The sequence below is a fragment of the Curtobacterium sp. MCJR17_055 genome (assembly GCF_003224335.1).
Taxonomy (GTDB): Bacteria; Actinomycetota; Actinomycetes; order Actinomycetales; family Microbacteriaceae; genus Curtobacterium.
This window is the reverse complement of the sequence record NZ_QKLF01000005.1, coordinates 100,662-123,967: the sequence shown is the minus strand read 5'-3', so window position 1 is coordinate 123,967 and position 23,306 is coordinate 100,662. Positions and strand designations below refer to the sequence as shown.

Sequence of the window (23,306 nt, the reverse complement as noted above, 5' to 3'; positions counted from 1 at the left end):
GATCGGCAGGGCTCGACGATCCGTCAGCGGTCCCACGTCCTGGATCCTGACGGCGTCCGGGGTCACGCACACGGGTGGGGGCCGGACTCCCGTGGTGGAGCCGACTCCACCGTCGACCGGTCGCCGTCACCCTGGTGGTGGTGCGCCTCCGCGCCCTACCGTGGGCGGGTGACGAGCACGGACCGGACCGATCCACCGACGCGCACGGGCGCCCCGCCCCGTCGGACCGGGCCGTCGACCGGGCCGGCGTGGACCGTCCCGCCGTGGACGTTCCTCCTGTCGGGCACGCCGTGGCGAGCGCTGCTCGACGTCACCCTCACCGCGGCGCTCGGACTCGTCGTCGTCGCACCCGTCGTGGCCACCTGGTTCCTCGCCCCCGTCTGGGCCGTCACGGTCGCCCGGGTCGGTCGCCGCCTGCCGGTCGTGCTCGGACTGCCCCGCATCCCGGACCCCCGGTCGTCCGGACGGGTCCGCCACACCACCCTGCGTGGACGGTTCCGCGACCCGCTCGCCTGGTCCGAACTCGGCTACCTGCCCGTGTTCCTCCTGGTCGCCGGGATCGGCTTCGCACTGGTCGTCCTGACCCTCGTCAGCGTCGGCGTCGCCGTGGGGGCCGCCACCGGGGCGCGCCTGCAGGACGACGACGTCGTCCGGACCTGGCTCGACGGCCTCCGGCTCAGCCCACCCGTGGAGCTCGCGGGCGCCCTCGTCGTGCTCGTCGTCCTGCTGTACGCGGTCACCGCCCTCGCGACCGCACACGACCTGGTCGCCCGGGCACTCCTCGGCGACCGGACCGGCGAACTCGAACACCGCGTCGAGGAACTCACCGACTCGCGGCGGGCGCTCCTCGACGGGTTCGACGCCGAGCGGCGACGCATCGAACGCGACCTGCACGACGGCGCACAGCAGCAGCTGACGATCCTGTCGATGAACATCGGTCTGCTCGCGGTCGACCTCGACGCCGCCGAGCGGGACGGCCGGGACCTCGGCACCCTGCGGCAGGCCCTCGACCGCATCAGCGGCAACGTCGACGACGCCGTCGACGCCCTGCGCGCGACCATCCGCGGGATCCACCCCCGCGTCCTCGTCGACCACGGTCTCGGCGCCGCCGTCGACGAACTCGCCGCGCGCTCCCCGCTGGCCGTGCGCGTGGCCGTCGACCTGCCGGTCCGACCGCCCGCACGGGTCGAGACCGCGGCCTACTTCGTCGTGAGCGAGGCACTGACGAACGCCGGTCGACACGGCGGGGCGGCCACCGTGCAGGTGACCGCCGGGACCACCGACGACCGGTTCTGGCTCGAGGTCGCGGACGACGGCGTCGGGGGAGCCGTGTCCTCGCCCGGAGGCGGCCTGGACGGACTCCGGGAACGCGCGGCCGTCCTCGGCGGGTCGTTCCACGTCGAGAGCCCCGTCGGCGGCCCGACCGTGCTGCGGTTCAGCGTGCCGACGCACGGCGAGCACCTGCGGGACCGTCCCGACGTGGTTCGATGGCGCTCGTGAAGATCTTCGTGGCGGAGGACGCCGTGCTCCTCCGGGAGGGCCTGGTCAGTCTGCTGGAGCGCTCCGGTCACACCGTGGTCGGCACCGCGGCGGACGCCGGCGCCCTGGTCCAGGGTGTCTCGGCGCTCGCCGCGGCGGGGGAGCGGCCGGACCTCGTGCTCACCGACGTCCGGATGCCGCCGTCCGGGACCGACGACGGCCTCCGCGCCGCGATCGCGCTCCGCCGCGAGCACCCCGACCTGCCCGTCGTCGTGCTGTCGCAGGTCGTCGCGGGCGCGTACGTGCAGGACCTGCTCGACGACGGACGCGGCGGGGTCGGGTACCTGCTCAAGGACCGCGTCGGGAAGGTCGCCGCCTTCCTCCGGTCGCTCGAGACGGTGGCGGACGGCGGGGTGGTCGTCGATCCGGACGTCGTGCGCCACCTCGCCCGTGGTCGGACGACCGACAGCCCGCTGGCCCGGTTGACGGCACGCGAGACCACGGTCCTGACGCTCATGGCCGAGGGAGCCGCGAACGCCGACATCGCCCGCGAGCTGCACCTGTCGGACGCCGCGGTCGCGAAGCACGTCGGCAACGTCTTCACCAAGCTCGACCTCGCACCGGACGACGCGAACCGACGGGTCCGTGCGGTGCTCACCTACTTGCGCGAGACGCGCTGACGTGCCCACGACCGAGGAGGCGTGACGTGACGACGATCGGTCTGCGGCGGATGGTCCCCCGCGACCCGACCCAGCGGCACCGTGCCGCGAGCCCCCTGGAGCTGCTGTTCGACCTGGTGTTCGTGGTCGCGGTCGGCCTCGCGGCGACGGACCTGCACGAGATCGAGGCGGAGGGCGAGGTGACGTCGGCGGTCCTGTCGTACGGCCTGGTGTTCTTCTCGATCTGGTGGGCGTGGATGAACTTCACGTGGTTCGCCACCTCGTTCGACACCGACGACTGGCTGTACCGGGTGATGACGGTGGTCCAGATGGCGGGCGTGCTCGTCCTCGCCGCCGGGGTGCACGCCGTCATGGTCGACGGCGACTTCACGGTCGGGATCACCGGGTACGTGGTCATGCGGCTGGCGCTCGTCGGCCAGTGGGTCCGGGCCGCGGTGTCGTCGGCGCGCTACCGACCGAGCGCCGTCCGGTACGCCGTGGGCGTCACCGGCGTCCAGGTCCTCTGGGTCGCGTCGCTCGCCCTGCCGCACGACCTGCGGCCGTTCGCGGCGCCGTTGCTCATCCTCGGCGAACTGCTCGTGCCGGTCTGGGTCGAGTCGCGGTCGGAGACGACGCCGTGGCACACCCACCACCTGGCGGAGCGGTACTCGCTGTTCACGCTCATCGTCCTCGGCGAGGGGCTGCTCGCATCGGCGAACGCCGTGATCGACGCCATCGAGCACACCGAGCACCTCGGCTCCCTGCTCACCCTCGCGGGCTGCGGACTGGTCATCACCGTCGGGATGTGGTGGATCTACTTCTCGCGCGAGCAGCACGACCACATCCGTGACCTGCGGTCGGCGCTCGTGTTCGGCTACGGGCACTACCTCGTCTTCGCGGCCGCGGGTGCGTTGCCGGCGGGGATCGAGGTCGCGGTGCTCGCCGACGACGGTCGGGTGCACCTGAGCTCCGTCGCCGTCGCCGCGACCGTCGCCGTCCCGGTCGCGCTGTTCGTGCTGTCCATCTGGGCGCTCGCCATCCGACCGTCACTGCCGCAGCGGGCGAACACGGCCGTCGTCGTGCTGTCGGTCGCGGTGCTCGCCTCGATCGCGGTCCCGGCGGTGTCGCTGCCGGTCACCGCCCTGCTCGTCGCGGCCGTGGTGGTGACGCTCGAGGTCGCCTCTCCGCGGGGTGCCCGGGCGCAGAGCGTCCCCGTCGCCGCGCACTGACACGTCGACCGATCGGCGGCGGCCGCCAGGCGGCAGCGCGTGGGAGGAGGCCGCAGCCGCCCGGACCGGCGGTGCTCAGCGCACCCGCCGTCGCGCCAGCGCGAGCCGCCCGGCCCGGTACGCCAGGCCGACCGCCGTCACGGCCACACCGCCGACGATCGAGGTGAGCGGCAGCGCGGCGACGAGGACGACGCACCCCACCACGCCGACGACGGCCAGGAGGCGCGGGTACCGCCGGTCCTGCCGCTCCTGCGTCCACGCGGCCACGTTCGCGACGGCGTAGTACAGCAGGACGCCGAAGGACGAGAAGCCGATCGCCCCGCGCAGGTCGGTGACGGCGACGAGCACGCACACGGCGACGCCGATGGCGAGTTCCGCCCGTGCCGGCACCTGCCAGCGCGGGTGCACGGCGGCGAACCAGCCGGGCAGGTCCCGGTTCCGCGCCATCGCCAGACTGGTCCGGCCGACGCCGGCGATCATCGCGAGGAGCGCGCCGAGCGACGCGGCCGCCGCCCCGACCTGCACGACGACGCCCGGCCACGGCAGTCCGGCGGTGTCGACGACGGACCGGAGGGGCGCGGCGGAGGAGGCCGTGCCTCCCGGCCCGAGCGCGTGCACGGTCGCGACCGCGACGAGCGCGTAGACGACGAGCGTGATCGTCAACGCGGTCACCACGGCCCGCGGGATGGTCCGGGCGGGGTCGACGACCTCTTCCCCGAGCGTGGCGATGCGGGCGTAGCCGGCGAAGGCGAAGAACAGGAACCCGGCGGCCTGCAGGACGCCGAGCGGTGCCGCGGGCGTACCCGGGTCCGCCGCGGTCGACCCGGTCGAGGTCGTGCCGATCACGACCACGACGGTCAGCGCGACGAGCGAGACGCTGACGAGCACGCGCGTGAGCAGCGCCGTCCGCGTGATGCCGAACGTGTTCACGACCGTGAGCACCACGACCGCGGCGATCGCGACGGGCTTCTGCCACGGCTCCGGTACGACGTAGGCGGCGAAGGTGATCGCCATCGCCGCCGAACTCGCGGTCTTGCTGATCACGAAGCCCCATCCCGCGGCGAAGCCGGCCCACGGCCCGAGTCGCTCCCGCCCGGACACGTAGGCGCCGCCGGACGTCGGGTACCGGGCTGCCAGCTGCGCCGACGAGGTGGCGTTGCAGAAGGCGACGACGCCCGCCAGGACGAGGGCGGGGAACAGCCCCGTCCCGGCAGCGGCGGCCGCGGGGGCGAACGCCGCGAACACGCCGGCGCCGATCATCGAGCCGAGACCGATCGTGACGGCGTCGGACAACCGGAGACGACGGGCCAGGGGGCCGGTCAGGGGAGCGTGGTGCACGTCCGTCACCGTGCCACAGCCGGGTGAACGGGGCGTTGCCCGGTGTCAGGCGGCGTGGCGTCCCAGCGAGACGGCCTCGAGCGGGGTGTCCTGCAACTGCCGACCGCGGAACCACCGGAGGAGCCAGTCCGCCGGTGACCCGGAGAGCCCGGCCGGCAGACCACCGCGTCGCTGCAGGAAGTCGCTGAAGCCGGGCTCGTCGCGGACCTCGACGTCGGAGGGGGTGCCGAAGGCCATCGACCAGCCGTCGAAGCGGCGCGTGTCGATCTCCTCGCGGCTGAGCGAACGGACGTCGGTGTGGCGGGGGTCGCGCTGGATCGCGCCGAAGCGGTCCTCGACGCTCCACGCCGGCCCCTCGAGGACCTGCATGAAGCGTCCCTCCTTGGCGACGAGGAGCCCGGAGACGCCGAGCGCGTCGTTCTTCAGGCGGGCGTCCCGCAGCAGGTCGACGAGCTGCGCGTCGGTGAGGTCGTCGACGGCGACGGACATGTAGACGAGGGAGAGCATCGCTTCACTCTCGTGCACGACCTCCGGAGGGGTCAACCGGGCGTCCGTTTGATCGCCGGATCCCGCACCGAGCCGTCGGACGCGACCGCACCGACGGTCGCACGGTCCTGACCGGCACGGCGCGGACGCCGCCCGCGTCGCCTGCCGTTCACCCGTCCTGCCTACCGTCGCCGGTGATGCCCTCGCCGCAGCACGGACCCTTCCGCACCGACGTCCACGCGATCCGCGCCCTGGCCGTCGTGCTCGTGGTCGGCTACCACCTCGACGCCGGGGTGGTCCGGGGCGGGTTCGTGGGGGTAGACGCCTTCTTCGTGGTGTCGGGCTTCCTGATCACCGGGCAGCTCGTCCGCGAACTGCAGGCCCGCGACGGCGTCGACCTGCCGGGCTTCTGGGCACGCCGGGCGCGTCGGCTCGTCCCGTCGGCGCTCGTCGTCCTCGCCGTCACCGCGCTGGCATCGTGGCTGCTGTCCCCGCGGGAGGACTGGCCGGGCCTCGGCCTGCACCTCGCCGCGAGCGTCGGGTACGTGGAGAACTGGGCACTCGCGGCGGCGAGCACCGACTACCTGGCCGCCGGCAGCCCCTCGACCCCGTTCGAGCACTTCTGGTCGCTCGGCGTCGAGGAACAGTTCTACGTCGTGTGGCCCCTCCTGCTGCTCGCCGCCTGGCGGGTCGTCCGCCTCGTGCGACGACGGCACCCCACCCCGCGACCGTCCGGCCGTCCGCAGCTGGCCGCCGTGGCGGTGGTCGTCACACTCGTGTCCGTCGCGTCGGCTGTCTGCTCCGTGGTGCTCACCGCGACGGACCCCGCCCCCGCCTACTTCTGGCCGCACACCCGCGCGTGGGAGTTCGGCGTCGGAGCGCTGCTCGCACTCGTCCCGGCACCCGGGCCGGCGTCCGCCAGAGCCCGGGTCCGGACCGGTCTCGCCACCACCGGGTGGCTCGGTCTGGTCGCCTGCGGGGTGTTCCTCCACCCGGACGTGCCCTACCCCGGCACCGTTGCCGTCCTGCCCGTCGCCGCCACCGCGATCGTCATCGTGACCCGCGCCGAGACCGGCGTCCTCGCCCGTCTCGCCGTGCTGCCGCCCGTCCGCTGGCTCGGACGGGTCTCCTACCCGCTGTACCTCTGGCACTGGCCCGTCGTCCTGCTGCTGCCACGCGCCCTCGAGCGCGTCGGGGTCGCCGACCCGCCGTCGCCGGTCCGTACCGCCGCGGTCGTCCTGCTGTCCGCGGGGCTCGCGCACGGCACCGCCGTCCTCGTGGAACGTCCGGTGACGGCCGGGAGGCTCGCCCGCCTCCGCCCACGGGCCACCTTCGCCGTCGTGGCGGTGGGCATGGCCCTGGTGCTGCTCGCGCCGACCGCCGGGTGGACCGTGCTGACCGGTCAGCTCCGCGAGGACCGTGCACTCGCCGCCGAGCTCGGCGGCGCCCCCGGATCCTCTCCGGGGACGACCTCCGGTCCCGCGACGGGGTCCTGCTGGGGAGCCGCCGCCATCGCACCGGGGAGCGGATGCGCCGTCGGCGGAGACCCGGACCGGGGGACCACCCCTTCGACCATGACCGCCGCCTACGACATCGACCCCACGTGGGACGACTGCCAGGCGGAGGCGACCGCCGCCCGCAGCTGCGTCGTCGGAGTCCGCGGGGGCACCCGGGTCGCGCTCGTGGGCGACTCGCACGCGCACCAGTGGTCGTCGGCCCTCATCGCCCTCGCCGATCGACGAGGGTGGGAACTGCACCTCATGGTCAAGGGTGGGTGCGAGTTCTCCCACGTGGTGTGGACCGACGTGTCCGATGACGAGCGCGCCCGGTGTGGGGCGTGGAACGACGCCGTCGACCGGTCCTTGGCGGCGGGAGCACCGTACGACCTCGTGTTCACCTCGTCCCGGGCTGACCTGCGGGGCACCCCCGAGGGTCCCGAGCCGGCGCGGCGCGCGCTCGAGGGGTACCGGGCCTCCTGGCAGCCCCTCGTCGCACGGGGGACCACCGTCGTCGCGATCCCGGACACCCCGGCCGCCGGCAGCGGTGCCCAGCGCTGTGTCGACGAGCACCCCGACTCCCGCTGGACGTGTCGGATCAGCGCCGGACGGGCGTTCGCCGCCGGTGACCGGCTCGTCGACGCAGCGCGGGCGACGCCGGGCGTGGTCGTCGCCGACATGACACGGTGGTTCTGCGCGGACGGGTCCTGCCCAGCGGTGATCGGCAACGTGCTCGTCTACCGGGACTCGCAGCACCTGACGCGCACGTACGTGTCGACCCTCGTCGGGCCGCTCGGCCGGACCGTGGACGCAGCACTCCGCGGCCGCGCCTGACCTGCCCGGATGCGGGGCACGGCGTCCACCGGCAGCCTCGGCGGACGCCGACCGTCCCCGCTGCCAAGCTGGGCCCGTGGAACACGACGGGGACCGATGGGTGCAGCGACTGCGGGACGGCGAGGTCCCTTCGACCTGGCGGATCGTCCTCGTCACGGTGCTCGTCTCGGCGCTCGGCGCGTTCCTGCTCTGGCAGCAGTTCGCACACCCCGAGGCCACCCGCCGACTCTTCGAGGTGCAGGGCCGCGGGGCCTTCGTCACCGTCCTCGTGCCGGTCGTCCTGCTCCTCACCGGACCCGGAGTGGCGCTCGCCGCATGGTCATCCGGCCGACGCGACAGCCGCACCCTCGCCCGGATCCGCGCCGCCGGTGGCCGGCCGGTGTTCCACCTGCCGGTCGAGACAGCGGCCCCGGTCGCCGGCGAGGAGTTCGCCGACCCGAAGCCGGAGGTCTGGACCGTCGACGACGCCGGGCTGCACGGCTGGACACCCGACCACGCCCGGCCGGTGCACGCGCTGCCGTGGGAACGCATCCGCGCCTTCGGCCTCGCGAACACCGTGGTCAAGGGGGTGCGACAGGACTGCGGCATCTGGGTGAGCACCGCGAACGGTCACGTCGTGCTCGTTCCCCGGACGACGCTCGGCCGACCCTTCACCGCCGGTGGGCTGAAGCGACCCGTGCTGGTGCGGGTGCTGCGCTCGCTGCGCGCGGAGCTCGATCCCGCCGGCGCCGCCCGGACCACCGAGCGCCCGGGTGCGCGGCCGGGGGACACGCCGCTCGGCTCCCCAGCAGCCCCGACCGGGTAGGGAAGAGCCATGGGTTCACGATTCCGCGGCAAGGTCGTCGTCATCACCGGAGCATCGAGCGGCATCGGCCGGGCTGCTGCGCACGAGTTCGCGAAGCAGGGCGCCACGCTCGTCCTCGCGGCGCGCGGCGAGCAGAGCCTGGAGGAAGCCGCCGCCGAGTGCCGCAAGCTCGGCGCCGAGGCCGTCGCCATCCCCACCGACGTCGCCGACGAGCGACAGGTGAACGACCTCGTCGGCACCGTCACCAGCCGCTTCGGCCGCATCGACGTCTTCGTCGGCAACGCCGCGCTGTTCGTCTACGGCCTGTTCGAGCAGACCCCGACCGAGGCGTTCAAGCGCGTCGTCGACACGAACCTGCACGGTCACGTCCACGCCGTGAAGGCGCTCCTGCCGCACTGGAAGCAGCGTGGTGAGGGCACGTACGTCCTCGTCGGCTCCATCCAGTCGCTGCTGTCCGCGCCGTACCAGTCGGCCTACGTGACGAGCAAGCACGCGGCCCTCGGGCTCATGGACGTGCTCGCCGACGAGCACCTGGGCACGCGCATCCGCTTCGGCGCCGTCCTGCCGTCGACGATCGACACCCCGATCTACCAGAACGGCGCGAACTACACCGAGAAGGCGTCGCACCCGCTGCCCCCGACCGTCTCCGTGCAGCGTGCGGCGAAGGCCGTCGTCGCCGAGGCCCTGCACCCCAAGCGCAACCGCTACGTCGGGCGCATCCAGGCCGCGCTCGTGCCGGCCGAGTTCATCGTGCCGTGGCTGTTCCACCGCATCACTCGTCCGGCCGTCGAGGTCTTCGCCCTGCGCGGCAAGCAGGCGCCCACCGACGGGAACCTCTACGCACCGACCGATGCGGGCAACGCGACCGACGGCGGCTGGGTCGCGAAGCGGCGTCGCGTCACGCGGCCGCTGGTCTGGCTCGGCGTCGCCGGTGCCGCCGTGCTCTTCCTCCGCAGCGGCTCGCGCCGCTGACGCGGGCGTCCGTCGGACGGGAGGCCCGGTGCCAGCTGGCTCCGGGCCTCCCGTCCGTCCGCCGGGCGCACACCTCGGACCCGTAGAGTCCGTCTGTGCCACGGACCGGACCCAGTAGCTCTTCCTCCCGTCGCGTCGGAGGTTCCGCCCTCGCGCTGGCGGTCGTCCTCGCGGCGGTCGTCGCCGGTCCGGAGGCTGCTGCGCCCGCCTCGGCGCACTCTGCGCTCATCGGCAGCACCCCTGCGGACGGGGCCACGGTGACGACGGCCGTGCGGCAGGTCGACCTGACGTTCAGCGAGGCCCCGCTCGCGGGTCTCAACGCCGGACTCCGCATCGAGGTGCGGGACCAGACCGGCCAGGACGAGTCGACGGGCGAGGTCCGCGTCGAGGGGACGACGATGTCGAAGCGCGTCGACCTGTCGGCCGGCCCGCACACGGTGCTGTGGCGGTACGTCTCACCGGACGGCCACCCGGTCGACGGCCAGGTCGCGTTCACCGTCGAGGTCGCTCCGACCCCGTCGAGCGCCCCCACTCCGGTCTCCGCGCCGTCCGCCACCGCGAGCCGGGAGGCCCGGTTGGACACGTCCGCCACGGCGACGCCGACCCCTGCTGATGCCGCTGACCCGACCGCGACCAGTACCGGAGCGCCCGTGCTGCCGTGGGCGCTCGGCGGGGTGCTGCTCGTCGTCGCCGGTGTCGTCGTCCTCGCCGTCCGGCGGCGATCCTCCCGGGCCGGCGGGTGATCCAGGGCATGGGCCGGGTCCTCCGCAGGACCGCCCCGGACACCGCGTCGTCATGACCGACGAGGACGCCGTCGACCGCGCTCGCCGGGCGGTGGTGCGCCGGTTCCGGTGGCTCGACGGTGACGCGGACACCTGGGCGGTGCTCGCTGACCCGGACGCCCTCGCAACGGTCGTCGCGGGGCTCGCGGCGCTCGTCGCGGAGGACCGTGCTGACCTGGTCCTCGGCATCGAAGCGCGCGGATTCGTGCTCGGACCGGCCGTGGCCCTGGTGCTCGGCGTCGGGTTCGTCCCGGTCCGGAAGGACGGTGCCTTGTTCCCGGGTCCGCTCGTGCTTCACGTCACCGACCCCGACTACCGCGGACGCCGCTGGACGCTCGCCACCAGACCGGACCTCGTCCGCCCGGGACAGCGGGTCGTGCTCGTCGACGACTGGATCGAGACGGGCGGGCAGGCGGCGGCCGCCGCGGCGCTCGTCGACGCGTGCGGCGGGACGCTCGTCAGCGTCGCGGTCGTCGTCGACGAGGCGTCAGCGGCTGCACAGGACGGGCTACCGCCGATCCGGCACCTGGTCCGGGCCGCCGACCTCTGAGGAACTGCTGGCACGCGCCGGATCAGTTCGCCAGGTCGTCCAACCAGTTCGACCGCAGCCGGAGCGCCCGCTCGATGCTCCCCGCGACCGTCGCGACACCGGCGGCGATGTTGACCGCGAGGGGGATCTCGATCGCCAGTTCGAATGCCCCGACCGCCTGCTGGACGGCCGGGATCGCCGTGATCCCCTCGAGCAGCTGCGGCACTGCGAGTCCGACACCTGCCAGCACGACCAGGGTCGATGTCGTCCCGATCGCCCGGCTCAGTCCGGGGCGCTCGGCCGCCAAGCGCGCTCGGCGGCCCTCGGCGCTCCCGGCCAGCGGCGTCAACTGGTGCACGGCGCCCGTGGCGGCGACGAAGTGACACCGGCGCAGTCCGAAGGTGCCGACGGCGACCTCGATGTGGCCGCCGGGGATCGGGAACCGCGCCGGGAGCGATGCGAGGGACAGCAGCCGGCCGTCCCGGTACAGTCGGGCACGGACCGCACCGTCGGCACGGTCGCCCAGGTGGTCGACGTCGACCGTGTAGGTCGCCGTGATCGTGGTGCCGGGGTCGGTCAGGTCGATGCGGAGGAGCGACCGCGTCGCGACCTGCCACCAGCGCAGCGGCGGAAGCGGCTCCCCGTTGCCCTTCCGCACGCGCCGTTGGCGTCGGCAGTCGCGCCACCCCTCGGTCCCCATCGGCCCCCGCCTCCGCCCGTGGCGCTCTCCGCGCCGCCGTCACCGGTGTCGGCCACGCGACTGCGGACCGACCGGCGCGACCAGTGTCGCAGGCCGGATCAGTGTGCGTCGAGGACCACGGCCACCGCCCCCACCTCGACCAGCTGGTCGTCGTAGCCGAGGACGGTGACGCCGAGCAGGGTGCTCGGCACCTCGTGCTCGCCGAACGCGTCGCGGACGACCCGCCACGCAGTGACCAGGTCCGCTCGGCGAGCCGACGCCACGAGCACGCGGGTGCTGATGACGTCCGTCATGCGCGCCCCGGCGTCGGTCAGCGCCTGCCGCAGGTTCGCGACGCACTGCCCAGCCTGTGCCGCGTGGTCGCCCGGGGCGACGGTCGCTCCGTCCGCGTCGAGCGGGCACGACCCGGCGAGGAAGACGAGCCGGCCATGAGCCGGCGCTGTGGCGGCGTGCGCGTACTCAGCCGGGCTGAGCACGCTGGAGCGGATCAGTTCGACCGCGGTGGGTCGTCCGGTGGCCGTCACTCGAACATCTCCGCGAGCAGCGCCGACGGGTCCCCGTCCACGACGTGCGCGGAGCGCTGTTCCGGCCAGCGGAGGACACCGTCGTCGGGCCAGCACGGCACGACGTGGAGGTGCAGGTGCGGCATGCTCTGGCCCGCGTCCGCTCCGGTCGCACTGAGCACGACGACCCCGGTCGCACCGAGCGCGGCCCGCATGGCGCGCCCCACCCGCTGCGCGAGCAGTGCCGTCGCTCGCAGGGCGTCCGGGGCGACGTCCAGGAGGCCCGTGGCGTGCTCCCGCGGGACGACCAGCGTGTGCCCGGGCGCGAGTTCCGACTCCGGCAGCGGCCGGAACGCGACCGCGTCCGGCTCCCGCTCGATCCAGACGGTGTCCGGGTCGTCCGTCGCGATGATCCGGCAGAAGACGCAGTCGTCGGGGTCCACCGTCGTCACGGGCGCGACGCCCGGTGTGCCCGGAGTGCCTCGACCACGAGCGCGTGGTCGTCGTGCATCTCGAGGCCGCTGACGCCGACGGCGCCGATGAGCGACCCGCGCACCACGAGCGGGAAGCCCCCGCCCGCGGCCTGGTACTGCCGGGGGTCGAGTGCCGCGGCCTCGTCGAACGTCGAGCCGCCGACCTCGTACTGCGTCCGCACCGCGAGGGTGGAGTGGGCGAAGTGCCGCACCACCCGGAACTTCCGTTCCAACCAGGCGTCGTTCACCGCGCCGGAGCCCGGGGTCGCCGCGTGGAACACCCGCTGCTCGCCGAAGGACACCGCGAACCCGACGCCGAGCCCGCGCTCCAGGGCGGTCGCCCGCAACCAGGAGCCCACCGCCCAGGCGTCGTCGAGGTCGAACGAGTCGTGGTCGAGTTCGCGTTCCTCCGCGAGCAGGACGGCGAGCTTCTGCTCGGTCCCGAGTTCGCGGTACCGGGCTCCGGTGGTGGTGTCGGTGGTGTCGGGCATGGTGCTCCTCACAGGGACGGCGGTGTCGCTCGTCACGGTAGCGCGATCCTCCGTATGGTGAGCACGTGGAGTTCCCGGGGGAGGCGGACGGCGCGCGTGACGCGTCGACCTCTCCGGGGTCACCCCGGGGTACGCAGGACCAGCAGCACCACACGCCCCGAGAGGCTCGGCGCGCTCCGCGCGCGCGACCTCACGGAGGCACCGACAGGTCCCCCGGGAACCCCACGCCCGTCGAGGTGGTCGCGACCGCCCTCGCGGACGCCTTCCTCGCCGCCGACGCCTGGGACACCGGTCTGCTCACGGCCGCGGGCTTCGACGTCGTCGGACCGGAGCGCGCGTACGTGGGCCACGCCGTCCGCACCGCGCTCGAGACGTACCCACGGCCTCCCGTCGACGCACCCCGGCAACTCGCGGCGGTGATCGCGGCGTCACCGCAGCTGGTGCGACTGCACCGCACACGGTCCACCCGCCGTCCGGTCCGGGTGCTGGTGCGGCGGGCGGTCCCGGTGCGCGCGGTGCCGCGGGTGTCGAGCCGCCTGCTCGTCGACACCCTGCCCGAGCTCGCCCGCGAACTGGACCTGACGGTCGGCCGGCTCCTGTGGCTCGCCGACACGCGCGGGTGGAACCGCCGACCCGGCTCCGCCAGCCCGCTGCACCACCACCGGCACGAGTGGGTCCGCCGCCCGGGGCGCACGCCGCGCCTGCTCGAGAAACCGTTGGACATGCTCCGCCGGACGCAACGGACGGTCCTCGACGAACTCCTGGCGGTCCTGCCGGTGCACGACGCGGCACACGGCTTCGTCCCCGGCCGCAGCGTGGTCTCCGGCGCCGCGCTGCACGTCGGGCAACGCGTCGTCATCACCGCCGACCTCACCAGCTTCTTCGCGAGCGTCCGCGCACGGTCCGTGTACGGGGTGTTCCGGGCGGCCGGGTTCGCGGAACCCCTCGCCCACGTCCTCACCGGTCTCTGCACCCACCGCGTCCCGACCCACGTGCTCACCGCGATGCCGCCCGGCGGGGACGTCGACGACCTCACCTTCAGCGGCGACGACCGTCTCGCGCGACGCGCCGACGCCTTCCTCCGGGGTGTCGACCGCATCGTCACCGACCAGGGCCTCCGGCTCAACGCCCGCAAGACCCGGGTCCCACCCGCGAGCGTCCGCCAGAGCGTCACCGGCGTCGTCGTCAACGACCGCACCGCTCCCGGCCGCCGCGAGGTCGACCGCCTCCACGCCGTCCTCCACAACTGCGCCGAGCACGGACCGGAGTCGCAGAACCGCTCGGGTCATCCGGACTTCCGGGCGCACCTCCTCGGCCGCATCGGCTGGGTGAGCAGACCAACCCCGGACGAGCCGACCGCCTCCGCCAGGAGTTCGTCCGCATCACCTGGTGATCGAGCGCCGTCACCACCCGCGTGACGGACGGACGCCGGACGTCATCCGACGCAACACCCCGTCACGGACCGCAACCCACGCCCCGGTCCGGCGTCCGTCGCCGTAGCGTCGACGCACGCCCGATGCCCCGCATCCCGCATGCCGTGACCACCGACAGAGCCGAGGAACCCGTGCCCGACCGCATCACCCTCGTCACCGCGCTGCAGGGTGCCGGATGGCACCCGGCAGCCTGGCGGACCGACCCGGTCGCCGCGCGACGCCTGCCGACCCTGCAGCACTGGCGCGACGTCGTCGGCGAGCAGGACCGCCTCGGCGTCGACGCCGTCACGTTCGAGGACTCCTTCACCGCCGGCCCCGTGGACGCGACCGGTGACCTGGACACCAGCACGGTCGTCGGGCGCCTCGACGCACTGCTCGTCGCCGCCGCCGTCGCACCGGCCACCCGCCAGATCGGCCTCGTCCCGACCGTCTCGGTGACGCACACCGAACCCTTCCACGTCGCAACGGCCCTCCAGACCCTCGACCACGTGTCGACCGGCCGGGCCGGGTGGCGACTGCAGGTGAGTCCCACCGCCCGCGAGGCCGCGCTCTTCGGCCGCCGGACCCTGCCCGACGGAGCACCGGGACCGGGCACGGTCGAGCCGCTGCTCGACGAGGCGCGCGAGGTGGCCGAGGTCGTTGCGCGTCTCTGGGACAGCTGGGACGACGACGCCGTCATCCGCGACGTCGCCACCGGCCGCTTCATCGACCGCGACCGCATCCACGATGCCCGGTTCCGGGGCTCGTACCTGTCGGTGCACGGCGCGTCGATCGTCCCGCGGTCCCCGCAGGGTCGGCCGCCGGTCCTCGCACTGGCGCACCGCGAGGACACGGCCCGGTTCGCGGTCGACGCCGCGGACGTCGTGCTCGTCACGCCCGGCGCGGGCGGCCTGGAGGACCGGGGCGCGCTGGCCGTGGTGCGGGACGCCGAGCAGGCGGCCGGATCGGACCCGGAGCGCCCGGTGCTCGCGGACCTCGCGGTGCTCATCGGGTCGTCGTCGGCGGAGGCGGCGGACGCGCTGGCGGCGCTCGACGCGGCGGCGGGAACCGTGGCGGCGGGGCCTGCGGCAGCGGGTCCCTCCTGGTCGGACGCCGCCGTGCTCGCGACCACCGTGCCGGAACTCGTGTCCCGCATCGGCGACCTCCGTGCCCTCGGGTACGCCGGCGTCCGACTGCGCCCGCTGCGGATCCCGCTCGACAGCACCGCCGTCGCCCGACAGCTCGTCCCCGCGCTCGTCACCGCCGGGCTCCGCGCGGACGTCGCCTCGCGCCCCGTCGCCGACCTGCGGACGCGGTTCGGGCTGCGCCCCGCGCTCAGCCGGTACGCCACCACCACACCCGAGGGGGTCCCCGCATGAGCACGAAGCGACAGGTGCACCTGGCCGCCCACTTCCCGGGCGTCAACAACACCACGGTCTGGAGCGACGACCGCGCGGAGAGCCAGATCGCGTTCTCGTCGTTCGAGCACTTCGCGCGGAACGCCGAGCGGGGCCGGCTCGACTTCCTGTTCCTCGCCGAGGGGCTGCGGCTCCGCGAGCAGAAGGGCCGCGTGCACGACCTCGACGTCGTCGGTCGTCCGAACACGCTCGCCGTCCTGGCCGCCCTCGCCGGGGTGACGTCCCACATCGGGCTCGTCGGCACGCTGTCGGCGACGTTCAACGAGCCGGTCGAGCTCGCGAAGCAGCTCGCCACGCTCGACCACCTCACCGAGGGCCGCGCCGGGTGGAACGTCGTGACGAGCTCGGACGCCTTCCACGGTGCCAACTTCCGACGCGGGGGCTTCCTCGACCACGCGGACCGGTACACGCGCGCCGCCGAGTTCGTCGAGCTCGCCCGCGAGCTGTGGGACTCGTGGCAGCCGGACGCCGTCGTCGCCGACGGGACCTCCGGCGTGTACGCGGAGCGCTCCCGCATCCGGGACGTCGACCACCACGGCCCGCAGTTCGACGTCACCGGCACGTTCCCGGTGCCGCGCAGCCCACAGCGTCACCCCGTGCTCGTGCAGGCCGGCGACTCCGACGAGGGCCGCGACCTCGCCGCCGCGCAGGCCGAGGTCGTCTTCTCGCTGCACACTGAGTTCGAGGACGCCCGCCGGTTCTCCGACGACCTGGCGGCACGGCTGGAACGGGTCGGACGTTCCCGGGACGAGCTGCTCGTCCTGCCCGGCGCGACCTTCACGCTCGGCGACACCCGGGCCGACGCCGAGGAACGCTCCCGGGCGATCCGTCGCGCGCAGGTCAGCTCGGCGACCGCGATCGCGTTCCTCGAGCAGGTCTGGAACCGGGACCTGTCGTCCTACGACGTCGACGGACCGCTGCCCGAGGTCGAACCCGACGTCGACGCGGACACGATCACCCGCGGCAGGGTCCGGCACGTCCGGGACCCCCGGGCGGTCGTGCAGACGTGGCGCGAGCAGGCCGCGGCGGACCGGCTGTCCATCCGCGAGCTCGTCATCCGGGTGTCGACACGGGGCGGCTTCGTCGGCACGCCGTCGAGCATCGCCGCCGAGATCGACCGGTACGTGCAGGAACGGGCGACCGACGGGTTCGTCGTCGTCCCGCACACGAACCCGTACGGCCTGGACGAGTTCGTCGACAGCGTCGTCCCACTGCTGCAGGAGCGCGGTGTGTACCGGGAGCAGTACGAGGACGGGGCGACCCTGCGCGAGACCCTCGGGCTCTCCGGGCGGGTCCGTGACCGCCAGGGGGTGCTCGCGTGAGCGGCGTCGACCGCGGGGCGCCGGTGCCGCTCTCGGTGCTCGACCTCGTCCCCGTGCGCAGCGGTTCGTCCGCCACGGCGGCCCTGCACGAGACGATCGACCTCGCCGTCGTCACCGAGCGCGCCGGCTACGCCCGGTACTGGCTCGCCGAGCACCACCTCAACCCGGGCGTCGCGGGCAGTGCGCCGACCGTCGTCATGGGTGCCGTCGCCGGTGCCACCACGTCGATCCGGGTCGGCAGCGCAGCGACCCTGGTCGGGAACGTCCGCGGACTGCAGATCGCCGAGACCTTCGGCACCCTCACCGGGCTGTACGGGCCGCGGTTCGACCTCGGTCTCGGCCGCTCGGGCGCACCCGCTCCGGGCACCCCGAAGCCGCCCGCGCTCGCCCCGCGCGCGGACACCGAGGTGGACGGGCTGCTCCTGCCCGCGCCCTTCGACCTCCGCATCGCCCCCGGGAGCCGGTTCGCCCTGCAGGGGGAGCTCCTCGGCCGCGTGCCCGGTGACGTCGACCGGTTCGAGGACGAACTCGCCCTGGTCCGTGCCCTCTTCGCCGGCACCTGGGAGCGTGACGGCGCCGTCGTCGAGGCGCCACCGGCGACCGGTGCGGACGTCGAGCTCTGGGTCCACGGTTCGACCGGCGGCGAGAGCGCCCGGATCGCGGGGGTGCTCGGTCTGCCCTACGGCGCGAACTACCACTCCACACCCGGCACCGTCCTGGCGTCCGTCGAGGCGTACCGCGCGGCCTTCCGCCCCGGCGTGCTCGACGAGCCGTACGTCATCGTGTCCGCGGACGTCGTCGTCGGCCGCTCGACCGCCGAGGCCGAGGAACTCGCGCACGGCTACGGGCAGTGGGTGCGCTCGATCCGCTCCGGCATCGGCGCGATCGCGTACCCGACGCCGGACGAGGCCCGCGCGACCCCGCTCGACGCAGCCGCCGCCGCGTCCGTCCGCGACCGCATCGCCGCCCGCTTCGTCGGGGACGCCGGGCACGTCGCGGACCGGCTCGAGGTGCTCCGCCGGGTCACCGGTGCGGACGAGCTCCTCGTCACGACGATCACGCACGAGCACGCCGCACGGGTGCGGTCCTACGAGCTGCTCGCCGCCGAGTGGGCCCGCCGCACCGCCGAGGCGGTCGTCGTCGCCTGAGGCCCGGCGTCGCTGAGGCCAGGCGTCGCTGAGGCCAGGCGTCGCTGAGGCCTGGCGTCGCCTGGAGCCCGGCGCGCCGCGCGACCCGGGTCGCGCCCGCTCGCGCGGGGTGCGGTCCTGCCGCCGGACGGGAGGCTCGGTGCCGGCGCACACCGCGCCTCCCGTCCGCCACCGTGCGTCCCGGCGGACCGTCGGCCCGTCGCCGCTGCGCGGACGACGGCGGCAACGCACGACGCGCCGCCCACCGGGGAGGTGAGCGGCGCGTCGTGCCAGCGCGGGAGCCGTGCGTCAACTGTTGTCGAGCGGCAGTCCCTCGGGGTTGACCTCCGAGTGCTCGACGGCCTCGTTCGACAGGCCGTACGCCCGCAGCCACTCCGCGTAGGTGCCGTCCTCGATGAGCTCGTCGAGGGCGTCCGCGATCGGATCCGCGAGACCGCTGCCCTTCTTCGTCGTCGCCGCGATGAGCCCCTGCAGGTCCGCCCCGGCTCCGGAGTACGTGCCCGCCGTCTTCGTGGGGTGCGCCCCACCCGCGCTCTGCCTGTTCTGGTAGGCGATCGTCGGGTTCGGGCCGAAGTACCCGTCGATCTTCCCCGAGTCGAGGGCCAGCTTCACCGCGTTGCCGTCCGGGTAGTACTTGACCGTGACGGTCTTCCCGTCGGCCGCGAGCTGCTCCTGCCACTCGAGCAGGATCTTCTCCTGGTTCGTGCCCGAGCTCACGGCGATCGTCTCCCCGGCGAGGACGGACGGGTCGCCGTCGAAGGACAGGTCGCTGTCGGCCGGTACCTGCAGGGCGAGTTCGTCCTGCCGGTAGGACGCGAAGTCGTACTTCTCCTTGCGCTGCTCGGTCACGGTGATGTTCGAGAACCCGGCGTCGAACTTGCCGCCGTCGATGCCGACGAAGAGGTTGTCCCAGGTCGCGTTCGACACCTCCGCCCGGAGACCGAGCTTCGCGGCGACGAGGCGGCCGAGGTCCGGCTCCGAGCCGGTGAGCGTCTTCTGGTCGTCCCCGGTGAAGGCGAGCGGCGGGAACCCGGCGGGCAGGGCCCCGACGCCGATGACGAGCTTCCCCGAGGCCTGCACGTCGGCGGGGAGGGCATCGTGCAGGGCGGGGTCGGCCGCGACGTCGAGCGTGGTCTCGGTCGCGGCACCGTTCGCGGCGGCGCCGATCGTGACCGAGCCGTCGTCCGCGCCGGCGGATTCGGCCGCGGCGTTCGCTGAGCAGCCGGCGAGTGCGACGACGACGCCGGCCGCGAGGACGAGGACGCCGGCACGGTGCCGCCGGCGGAGGGAGACGGGGTTCGAGGACATGGTGCTCCAGACGAGGGGATCGGGTGGGGACGGGGTGTGGGAGAGCCGCGCGGTCAGCGCACGCGGGCGAGGAAGTCGCGGGTGCGCGGGTGCGCCGGCGCATCGATGACCTGCGACGGCGGTCCCTGTTCGACGACGCGGCCGCGGTCGAGGAACACGACGTGGTCGGCGACCTCGCGGGCGAAGGCGACCTCGTGCGTGACGACGACGAGCGTGGTGCCGGACCGGGCGAGGTCCGCGATGACGGACAACACCTCGCCGACGAGCTCCGGATCGAGCGCCGACGTCGGCTCGTCGAGCAGCACCACCGAGGGCTCGAGCGCGAGCGCCCGGGCGATGGCGACGCGCTGCTGCTGGCCGCCGGACAGCTGCCGTGGTCGGCTGTCCGCGCGGTCACCGAGCCCGACCCGGTCGAGGAGCTGTCTGCCGCGTGCCCGGGCAGCGTCGGCGGGGACCCCGGCGGCGACCGGCCCCTCGACGACGTTCTCGAGCGCGGTGAGGTGCGGGAACAGGTTGAAGTGCTGGAACACGAACCCGATCCGGGAGCGCTGCCGCAGGATGATCCGTTCGGGCAGCTCCTCGAGGCGTTCACGGCCGTCGCGGCCGCGACGGACGCGGACCCCGACCGGCTCGCCACCGATGGTGACGACACCGCGGTCGAGCGGCTCCAGGTGGTTGATCGCGCGGAGGAGTGTCGACTTGCCCGACCCGGAGGGTCCGAGCACCGCCGTCACGCTCCCGGCGGGCAGGTCGAGGTCGACGCCGTCGACGACGACGTGGTCGCCGAACGCCTTCACGGCACTCCGGACGGAGACGGCGGCGGTCATCGGGTGCTCCTGACGGCGGTCGTCGCGACGGACGGGTCGGACGCCGTGGTCGTGGAACGGGTGGCGGCGGTGCGGCGGGCAGCCCGCAGCGCGGCACGGATCCGCTGCCAGGGGGTCGGCGGCAGCTCGCGCACCGAGCCGCGGGCCGTCCACCGCTCGACGTGGTACTGCACGACCGACACGGCGCTGGTGAGTGCGAGGTACCAGAGCGTCGCGACGACGAGCAGCGGGATGACGTCCGTCGGGTAGGTGCTCGACAGGTTCTGCACCACCCCGAACAGGTCGAGCAGCGAGACGTAGAACAGCAGCGAGGACGCCTTGAGCAGCCCGATCAGCTGGTTGACGAACGCCGGCACGATCGAGCGGAGGGCCTGGGGCAGCACGATCCGCAGGAACTGTCGGTGACGGGGGAGTCCGAGCGCCTGCGCCGCCTCACGCTGCCCGGTGTCGACGGCGAGGACCCCGGCGCGGACGATCTCCGACGCGTAGGCGATCTCGCTGAGGCTCAGCGCGAGCACCCCGATCGCCAGGTCGCCGAGCAGGTCGGTCGTCGGCACGGTGAACTGCGGCCCGAAGGGGATCCCGACGCCGATCGACGGGTACAGCGAGCCGAGGTTGTAGAGGAAGACGAGCACGAGGATGAGCGGCACCGACCGGAACAGCCAGACGTAGCCCCAGGCGAGCCCGGACAACACCGGGTTCGGCGACATCCGGGCGACCGCGACGAGGACTCCACCGGCGAAGCTGATCACCGCGCTCAACGCGGTCGCGACGAGGGTCAGCTGCAGTCCGGTGAGGATCGCCGGGCTGAACAGCCACGTCCCGACACGGGGCCACCCCCAGGACGGGTTGGTGAACAGCGTCTGCACCAGGTTCAGCACGAGCACGAGGACGACCGCGGCGGCGAGCCACCGCAGCGGGTGCCGGAGCGGCACGACAGGCCGGTCGAGCGCGGCGCGCCCCGCCAGGACGACGTCCGGGTCGGTCTCCGGACGGGAGGCCCGCTCCGCCTCCGCCTCGTCGAGCACCTTCTCGAAGGGGTGGATCCCGATCTCCTCCGGCGGCCGTCCGCGGTCGAACCGGGGGGTGTACCCGGAGCGGAGGTAGAGCCGGACCGCCTCGGGCTGCCGCGGCCCGGTGGTCAGGTGGACGCGGCGGAACCCACGGCGGCGGGCTTCTGCCTCGAGTTCGGCGACGACGAGCCCGGCGAGCCCCCGCCCGCGTGCGGCCGGCGCGGTCCAGATGCGCTTGAGCTCGACGGTCTCCGCGTCGTACGGCTTGAACGCGCCGCCGGCGACGAGCTGGTCGTCCTCGAACAGCAGGACGAAGGCACCGCGGGGGGCGACGAAGTCCTCCGCCGGCCAACGCCGGAGCTCGACCGAAGCCGGCTCGTCGGAGGAGTCGCCGTACCGGGTGTCGTACTCGTGTTCCAGGTCGGCGAGCAGCGGGGCGACGGCAGGGTCGTCGGGGTGCACCGTGCGGAACACGAGCGTGCGGGAGGAGGCGGTGTGCGCCGGGGCCGTGTCGGTCATCGGTGTCCCTCACGTCGGTGACCCGGCCGGCGGGTGCCGGTCGGTGGCCCGACGGTACGAGGGCTGCGCCCCGCTCACAACGGAGGACGAAACACGGCGGCACACTCCGCAACACGGCGCTACACGGCGCAACGCAGCGTCACATCGTGGCCCTCCCCGGTGACCGAGCCGGTGCTCGCCCGCTGGCCGGTCGCCGTGGTCGCTCCGGTGTCAGCCGAACAGCTCCCGGAGCCGCGGCAGCGTGTCGGCGTCCTCGTGCGCCCCGCCGCCCTCGTGGCCGTTGTACTCCCAGACGGTGATCTCCTTCGGGCCACCCCAGGCGTTGTAGGCCGCGTAGACGGTCGAGGGCGGGCAGATCGGGTCCATCAGCGCGACCGAGAACCACGCCGGTGCGGTCGCACGGGCCGCGTGCAGGACGCCGTCGAAGTACGCGAGCGTGCCGAACACCTGCTCCGTGGCGGTGCGGTGCGTCGCCAGGTAGTCGACGACCTCGTGGTACGGGTAGGCGTCGGTGATCTGCGTGGCGTGCCGGTGGTCGCAGAGGAACGGCACGCGGGGGAACACCCCGGCCAGTCCCTCCACCAGACCGGCGACGGCGATCGCCATCCCGCCGCCCTGGCTGCCGCCGAGCACCGCGACCCGTCGGCCGTCGACGAGGTCGATGTCGCGGACGGCGTCGACGGCGCGGACCGCGTCGGTGGTCAGGCGCCGGTAGTAGTACGTGTCGGGCGACTCGATGCCGCGGGTCATCACGCCGGGGATCGCCGGTCCGCTGCCGTCCGGGTCCGGGGTGTCGCCGGTCGCCCAACCGGAGCCCTGGCCGCGGGTGTCCATGAGCAGGTGCGCGACGCCCGACGACGCCCAGAGCAGGCGTTCGGTGGGCAGGCCGCGTCCACCGCCGTAGCCGAGGTACTCCACGACGGCGGGGAGCGGAGCGTCGGCGCTGCTGCCCGCGGGGACCGTCAGCCACGCGGCGACGCGCTGCCCGTCCCAGCCGGCGAACGAGACGTCGTAGGTGTCGACCGTCGTGAGGCCGGTGTCGACCCGCTCGGTCCGTACGGCGACGGGGTGCTCCCGCGCTGCCGCGAGGGTGCGTCGCCAGAAGTCGTCGAAGTCGTCCGGTTCGGCGACGCTGCCGCGGTACGAGGTGAGGTCCGGTCCGGTGATGTCGGTGTACACGGTCCGACCCTGGCACGGCACGGCGTCCCGGGGAAGGTCCGACGGGTCTGCCGGTCCGCCGGCGGACATCGGGGGGACGAGCCCGTACGGTTGCCATGAGAACCGATCTCACGAAAGGACGGCACCATGACCGACACGACCGACCCCACCGTCGACGGACCCGCGGAGGGCGAGCACCGCGTCGCCGAACACGGCGTCGAGGAGCACGATCACGAGCGCGACGGCGGCGAGCACGAGACCGTCGAGCACGACGACCACGTCGACTTCGTCCACGACGGGCACCGTCACGCCCGTCACGAGGACCACTACGACGAGCACTGACACCCGCTGACGCGGGGTCGCCGGACGGGAGGCGCGGTGCCGGAAGCGCACCGCACCTCCCGT

At 74.1% G+C, this 23,306-nt stretch carries 23 protein-coding genes; 13 read left to right on the top strand and 10 right to left on the bottom strand.

The genetic code is table 11. From position 1 onward, the window contains the following. The first annotated feature begins 168 nt into the window (after positions 1-168). Genes DEJ16_RS12465 through DEJ16_RS12455 form a run of 3 tightly spaced genes read left to right on the top strand, consistent with a single transcriptional unit; the run spans position 169 to position 3,367 of the window. The gene (locus DEJ16_RS12465; protein ID WP_110825392.1) at positions 169-1,500 is read left to right on the top strand and encodes a sensor histidine kinase; all 1,332 of its coding nucleotides are present in this window, start codon (positions 169-171) and stop codon (positions 1,498-1,500) included. Then, positions 1,497-2,159, top strand: a complete 663-nt coding sequence (locus tag DEJ16_RS12460; protein ID WP_220032732.1) for a response regulator transcription factor — start codon at positions 1,497-1,499, stop codon at positions 2,157-2,159. The genes DEJ16_RS12465 and DEJ16_RS12460 overlap by 4 nt, the downstream gene beginning before the upstream one ends. Positions 2,160-2,185: 26 nt before the next feature. After that, positions 2,186-3,367 (top strand): low temperature requirement protein A, encoded by a 1,182-nt coding sequence (locus DEJ16_RS12455; RefSeq protein WP_258365964.1) that lies wholly within the window; start codon positions 2,186-2,188, stop codon positions 3,365-3,367. Positions 3,368-3,442: 75 nt separating this feature from the next. Here DEJ16_RS12455 and DEJ16_RS12450 read toward each other — a convergent pair whose 3' ends face one another. Together DEJ16_RS12450 and DEJ16_RS12445 are read right to left on the bottom strand one after the other, a co-directional pair. Then, the gene (locus DEJ16_RS12450; protein ID WP_375232133.1) at positions 3,443-4,627 is read right to left on the bottom strand and encodes an APC family permease; all 1,185 of its coding nucleotides are present in this window, start codon (positions 4,625-4,627) and stop codon (positions 3,443-3,445) included. Between the two features lie 123 nt (positions 4,628-4,750). Continuing rightward, a complete protein-coding gene (locus DEJ16_RS12445; RefSeq protein ID WP_110858055.1) occupies positions 4,751-5,212 on the bottom strand; it encodes a BLUF domain-containing protein in 462 nt (153 codons plus the stop codon). Positions 5,213-5,388: 176 nt separating this feature from the next. On the opposite strand from DEJ16_RS12445, the gene DEJ16_RS12440 reads away from it, so the two are divergent. The 5 genes from DEJ16_RS12440 to DEJ16_RS12420 all read left to right on the top strand — a co-directional run bounded on the left by DEJ16_RS12440 (position 5,389) and on the right by DEJ16_RS12420 (position 10,630). Continuing rightward, positions 5,389-7,521: an acyltransferase family protein gene (locus DEJ16_RS12440; RefSeq protein WP_110825395.1), complete on the top strand. Its 2,133-nt coding sequence runs from the start codon at positions 5,389-5,391 to the stop codon at positions 7,519-7,521. A gap of 76 nt (positions 7,522-7,597) precedes the next feature. Then, a complete protein-coding gene (locus DEJ16_RS12435; protein WP_110825396.1) occupies positions 7,598-8,326 on the top strand; it encodes a hypothetical protein in 729 nt (242 codons plus the stop codon). A 9-nt stretch (positions 8,327-8,335) separates the two neighbouring features. Beyond that, a complete protein-coding gene (locus DEJ16_RS12430; protein WP_110825397.1) occupies positions 8,336-9,298 on the top strand; it encodes an SDR family NAD(P)-dependent oxidoreductase in 963 nt (320 codons plus the stop codon). Positions 9,299-9,393: 95 nt separating this feature from the next. After that, entirely contained in the window at positions 9,394-10,041 is a 648-nt protein-coding gene (locus DEJ16_RS12425) for a copper resistance CopC family protein (RefSeq protein ID WP_110825398.1), read from the top strand. 52 nt (positions 10,042-10,093) lie between these two features. Further along, complete coding sequence (locus DEJ16_RS12420; protein WP_181419582.1) at positions 10,094-10,630, top strand: phosphoribosyltransferase family protein; 537 nt, start codon at positions 10,094-10,096, stop codon at positions 10,628-10,630. Positions 10,631-10,652: 22 nt separating this feature from the next. On the opposite strand, the gene DEJ16_RS12415 is transcribed toward DEJ16_RS12420, so the two are convergent. From DEJ16_RS12415 to DEJ16_RS12400, 4 genes are all read right to left on the bottom strand, one after another. Then, positions 10,653-11,309 (bottom strand): hypothetical protein, encoded by a 657-nt coding sequence (locus DEJ16_RS12415; protein ID WP_110825400.1) that lies wholly within the window; start codon positions 11,307-11,309, stop codon positions 10,653-10,655. Positions 11,310-11,407: 98 nt separating this feature from the next. Further along, positions 11,408-11,833 (bottom strand): RidA family protein, encoded by a 426-nt coding sequence (locus tag DEJ16_RS12410; protein WP_110825401.1) that lies wholly within the window; start codon positions 11,831-11,833, stop codon positions 11,408-11,410. Beyond that, positions 11,830-12,264: an HIT family protein gene (locus DEJ16_RS12405; RefSeq protein WP_110825402.1), complete on the bottom strand. Its 435-nt coding sequence runs from the start codon at positions 12,262-12,264 to the stop codon at positions 11,830-11,832. Before DEJ16_RS12405 ends, DEJ16_RS12410 begins: the two co-directional genes overlap by 4 nt. Beyond that, positions 12,261-12,776, bottom strand: a complete 516-nt coding sequence (locus tag DEJ16_RS12400; protein WP_110825403.1) for a heme-degrading domain-containing protein — start codon at positions 12,774-12,776, stop codon at positions 12,261-12,263. Before DEJ16_RS12400 ends, DEJ16_RS12405 begins: the two co-directional genes overlap by 4 nt. A gap of 236 nt (positions 12,777-13,012) precedes the next feature. Here DEJ16_RS12400 and DEJ16_RS12395 point away from each other — a divergent pair, with 236 nt between their 5' ends. From DEJ16_RS12395 to DEJ16_RS12380, 4 genes are all read left to right on the top strand, one after another. Continuing rightward, entirely contained in the window at positions 13,013-14,194 is a 1,182-nt protein-coding gene (locus tag DEJ16_RS12395) for a reverse transcriptase family protein (RefSeq protein WP_110825404.1), read from the top strand. Between the two features lie 119 nt (positions 14,195-14,313). Further along, positions 14,314-15,567, top strand: coding sequence for an LLM class flavin-dependent oxidoreductase (locus DEJ16_RS12390; RefSeq protein ID WP_258365962.1), 1,254 nt, complete (start codon positions 14,314-14,316; stop codon positions 15,565-15,567). After that, on the top strand, positions 15,564-16,928 hold the full coding sequence (locus tag DEJ16_RS12385; protein WP_110825406.1) for an NtaA/DmoA family FMN-dependent monooxygenase: 1,365 nt from the start codon (positions 15,564-15,566) through the stop codon (positions 16,926-16,928). Before DEJ16_RS12390 ends, DEJ16_RS12385 begins: the two co-directional genes overlap by 4 nt. After that, entirely contained in the window at positions 16,925-18,076 is a 1,152-nt protein-coding gene (locus tag DEJ16_RS12380; RefSeq protein ID WP_110825407.1) for an LLM class flavin-dependent oxidoreductase, read from the top strand. Before DEJ16_RS12385 ends, DEJ16_RS12380 begins: the two co-directional genes overlap by 4 nt. Positions 18,077-18,364: 288 nt before the next feature. Here DEJ16_RS12380 and DEJ16_RS12375 read toward each other — a convergent pair whose 3' ends face one another. From DEJ16_RS12375 to DEJ16_RS12360, 4 genes are all read right to left on the bottom strand, one after another. Continuing rightward, positions 18,365-19,384 (bottom strand): ABC transporter substrate-binding protein, encoded by a 1,020-nt coding sequence (locus DEJ16_RS12375; RefSeq protein ID WP_110825408.1) that lies wholly within the window; start codon positions 19,382-19,384, stop codon positions 18,365-18,367. Between the two features lie 53 nt (positions 19,385-19,437). After that, complete coding sequence (locus DEJ16_RS12370) at positions 19,438-20,211, bottom strand: amino acid ABC transporter ATP-binding protein (protein WP_110825409.1); 774 nt, start codon at positions 20,209-20,211, stop codon at positions 19,438-19,440. Next, entirely contained in the window at positions 20,208-21,743 is a 1,536-nt protein-coding gene (locus DEJ16_RS12365) for a GNAT family N-acetyltransferase (RefSeq protein ID WP_110825410.1), read from the bottom strand. The genes DEJ16_RS12370 and DEJ16_RS12365 overlap by 4 nt, the downstream gene beginning before the upstream one ends. Before the next feature lie 210 nt (positions 21,744-21,953). Continuing rightward, complete coding sequence (locus DEJ16_RS12360; protein WP_258365961.1) at positions 21,954-22,922, bottom strand: acetylxylan esterase; 969 nt, start codon at positions 22,920-22,922, stop codon at positions 21,954-21,956. 126 nt (positions 22,923-23,048) lie between these two features. Between DEJ16_RS12360 and DEJ16_RS12355 the strand changes: the two genes are divergently transcribed. Then, on the top strand, positions 23,049-23,243 hold the full coding sequence (locus tag DEJ16_RS12355; RefSeq protein WP_110825412.1) for a zinc transporter permease: 195 nt from the start codon (positions 23,049-23,051) through the stop codon (positions 23,241-23,243). Positions 23,244-23,306 lie beyond the last annotated feature (63 nt).

Bases quoted from the DNA above. Each gene is read 5' to 3' on its own strand.
- DEJ16_RS12355 (WP_110825412.1), top strand. From the start codon at position 23,049: ATGACCGACACGACCGACCCCACCGTCGACGGACCCGCGGAGGGCGAG.
- DEJ16_RS12450 (WP_375232133.1), bottom strand. From the start codon at position 4,627: ATGATCGGCGCCGGCGTGTTCGCGGCGTTCGCCCCCGCGGCCGCCGCT.
- DEJ16_RS12440 (WP_110825395.1), top strand. From the start codon at position 5,389: ATGCCCTCGCCGCAGCACGGACCCTTCCGCACCGACGTCCACGCGATC.
- DEJ16_RS12385 (WP_110825406.1), top strand. From the start codon at position 15,564: ATGAGCACGAAGCGACAGGTGCACCTGGCCGCCCACTTCCCGGGCGTC.
- DEJ16_RS12370 (WP_110825409.1), bottom strand. From the start codon at position 20,211: ATGACCGCCGCCGTCTCCGTCCGGAGTGCCGTGAAGGCGTTCGGCGAC.
- DEJ16_RS12375 (WP_110825408.1), bottom strand. From the start codon at position 19,384: ATGTCCTCGAACCCCGTCTCCCTCCGCCGGCGGCACCGTGCCGGCGTC.
- DEJ16_RS12420 (WP_181419582.1), top strand. From the start codon at position 10,094: ATGACCGACGAGGACGCCGTCGACCGCGCTCGCCGGGCGGTGGTGCGC.
- DEJ16_RS12365 (WP_110825410.1), bottom strand. From the start codon at position 21,743: ATGACCGACACGGCCCCGGCGCACACCGCCTCCTCCCGCACGCTCGTG.
- DEJ16_RS12445 (WP_110858055.1), bottom strand. From the start codon at position 5,212: ATGCTCTCCCTCGTCTACATGTCCGTCGCCGTCGACGACCTCACCGAC.
- DEJ16_RS12415 (WP_110825400.1), bottom strand. From the start codon at position 11,309: ATGGGGACCGAGGGGTGGCGCGACTGCCGACGCCAACGGCGCGTGCGG.
- DEJ16_RS12430 (WP_110825397.1), top strand. From the start codon at position 8,336: ATGGGTTCACGATTCCGCGGCAAGGTCGTCGTCATCACCGGAGCATCG.
- DEJ16_RS12400 (WP_110825403.1), bottom strand. From the start codon at position 12,776: ATGCCCGACACCACCGACACCACCACCGGAGCCCGGTACCGCGAACTC.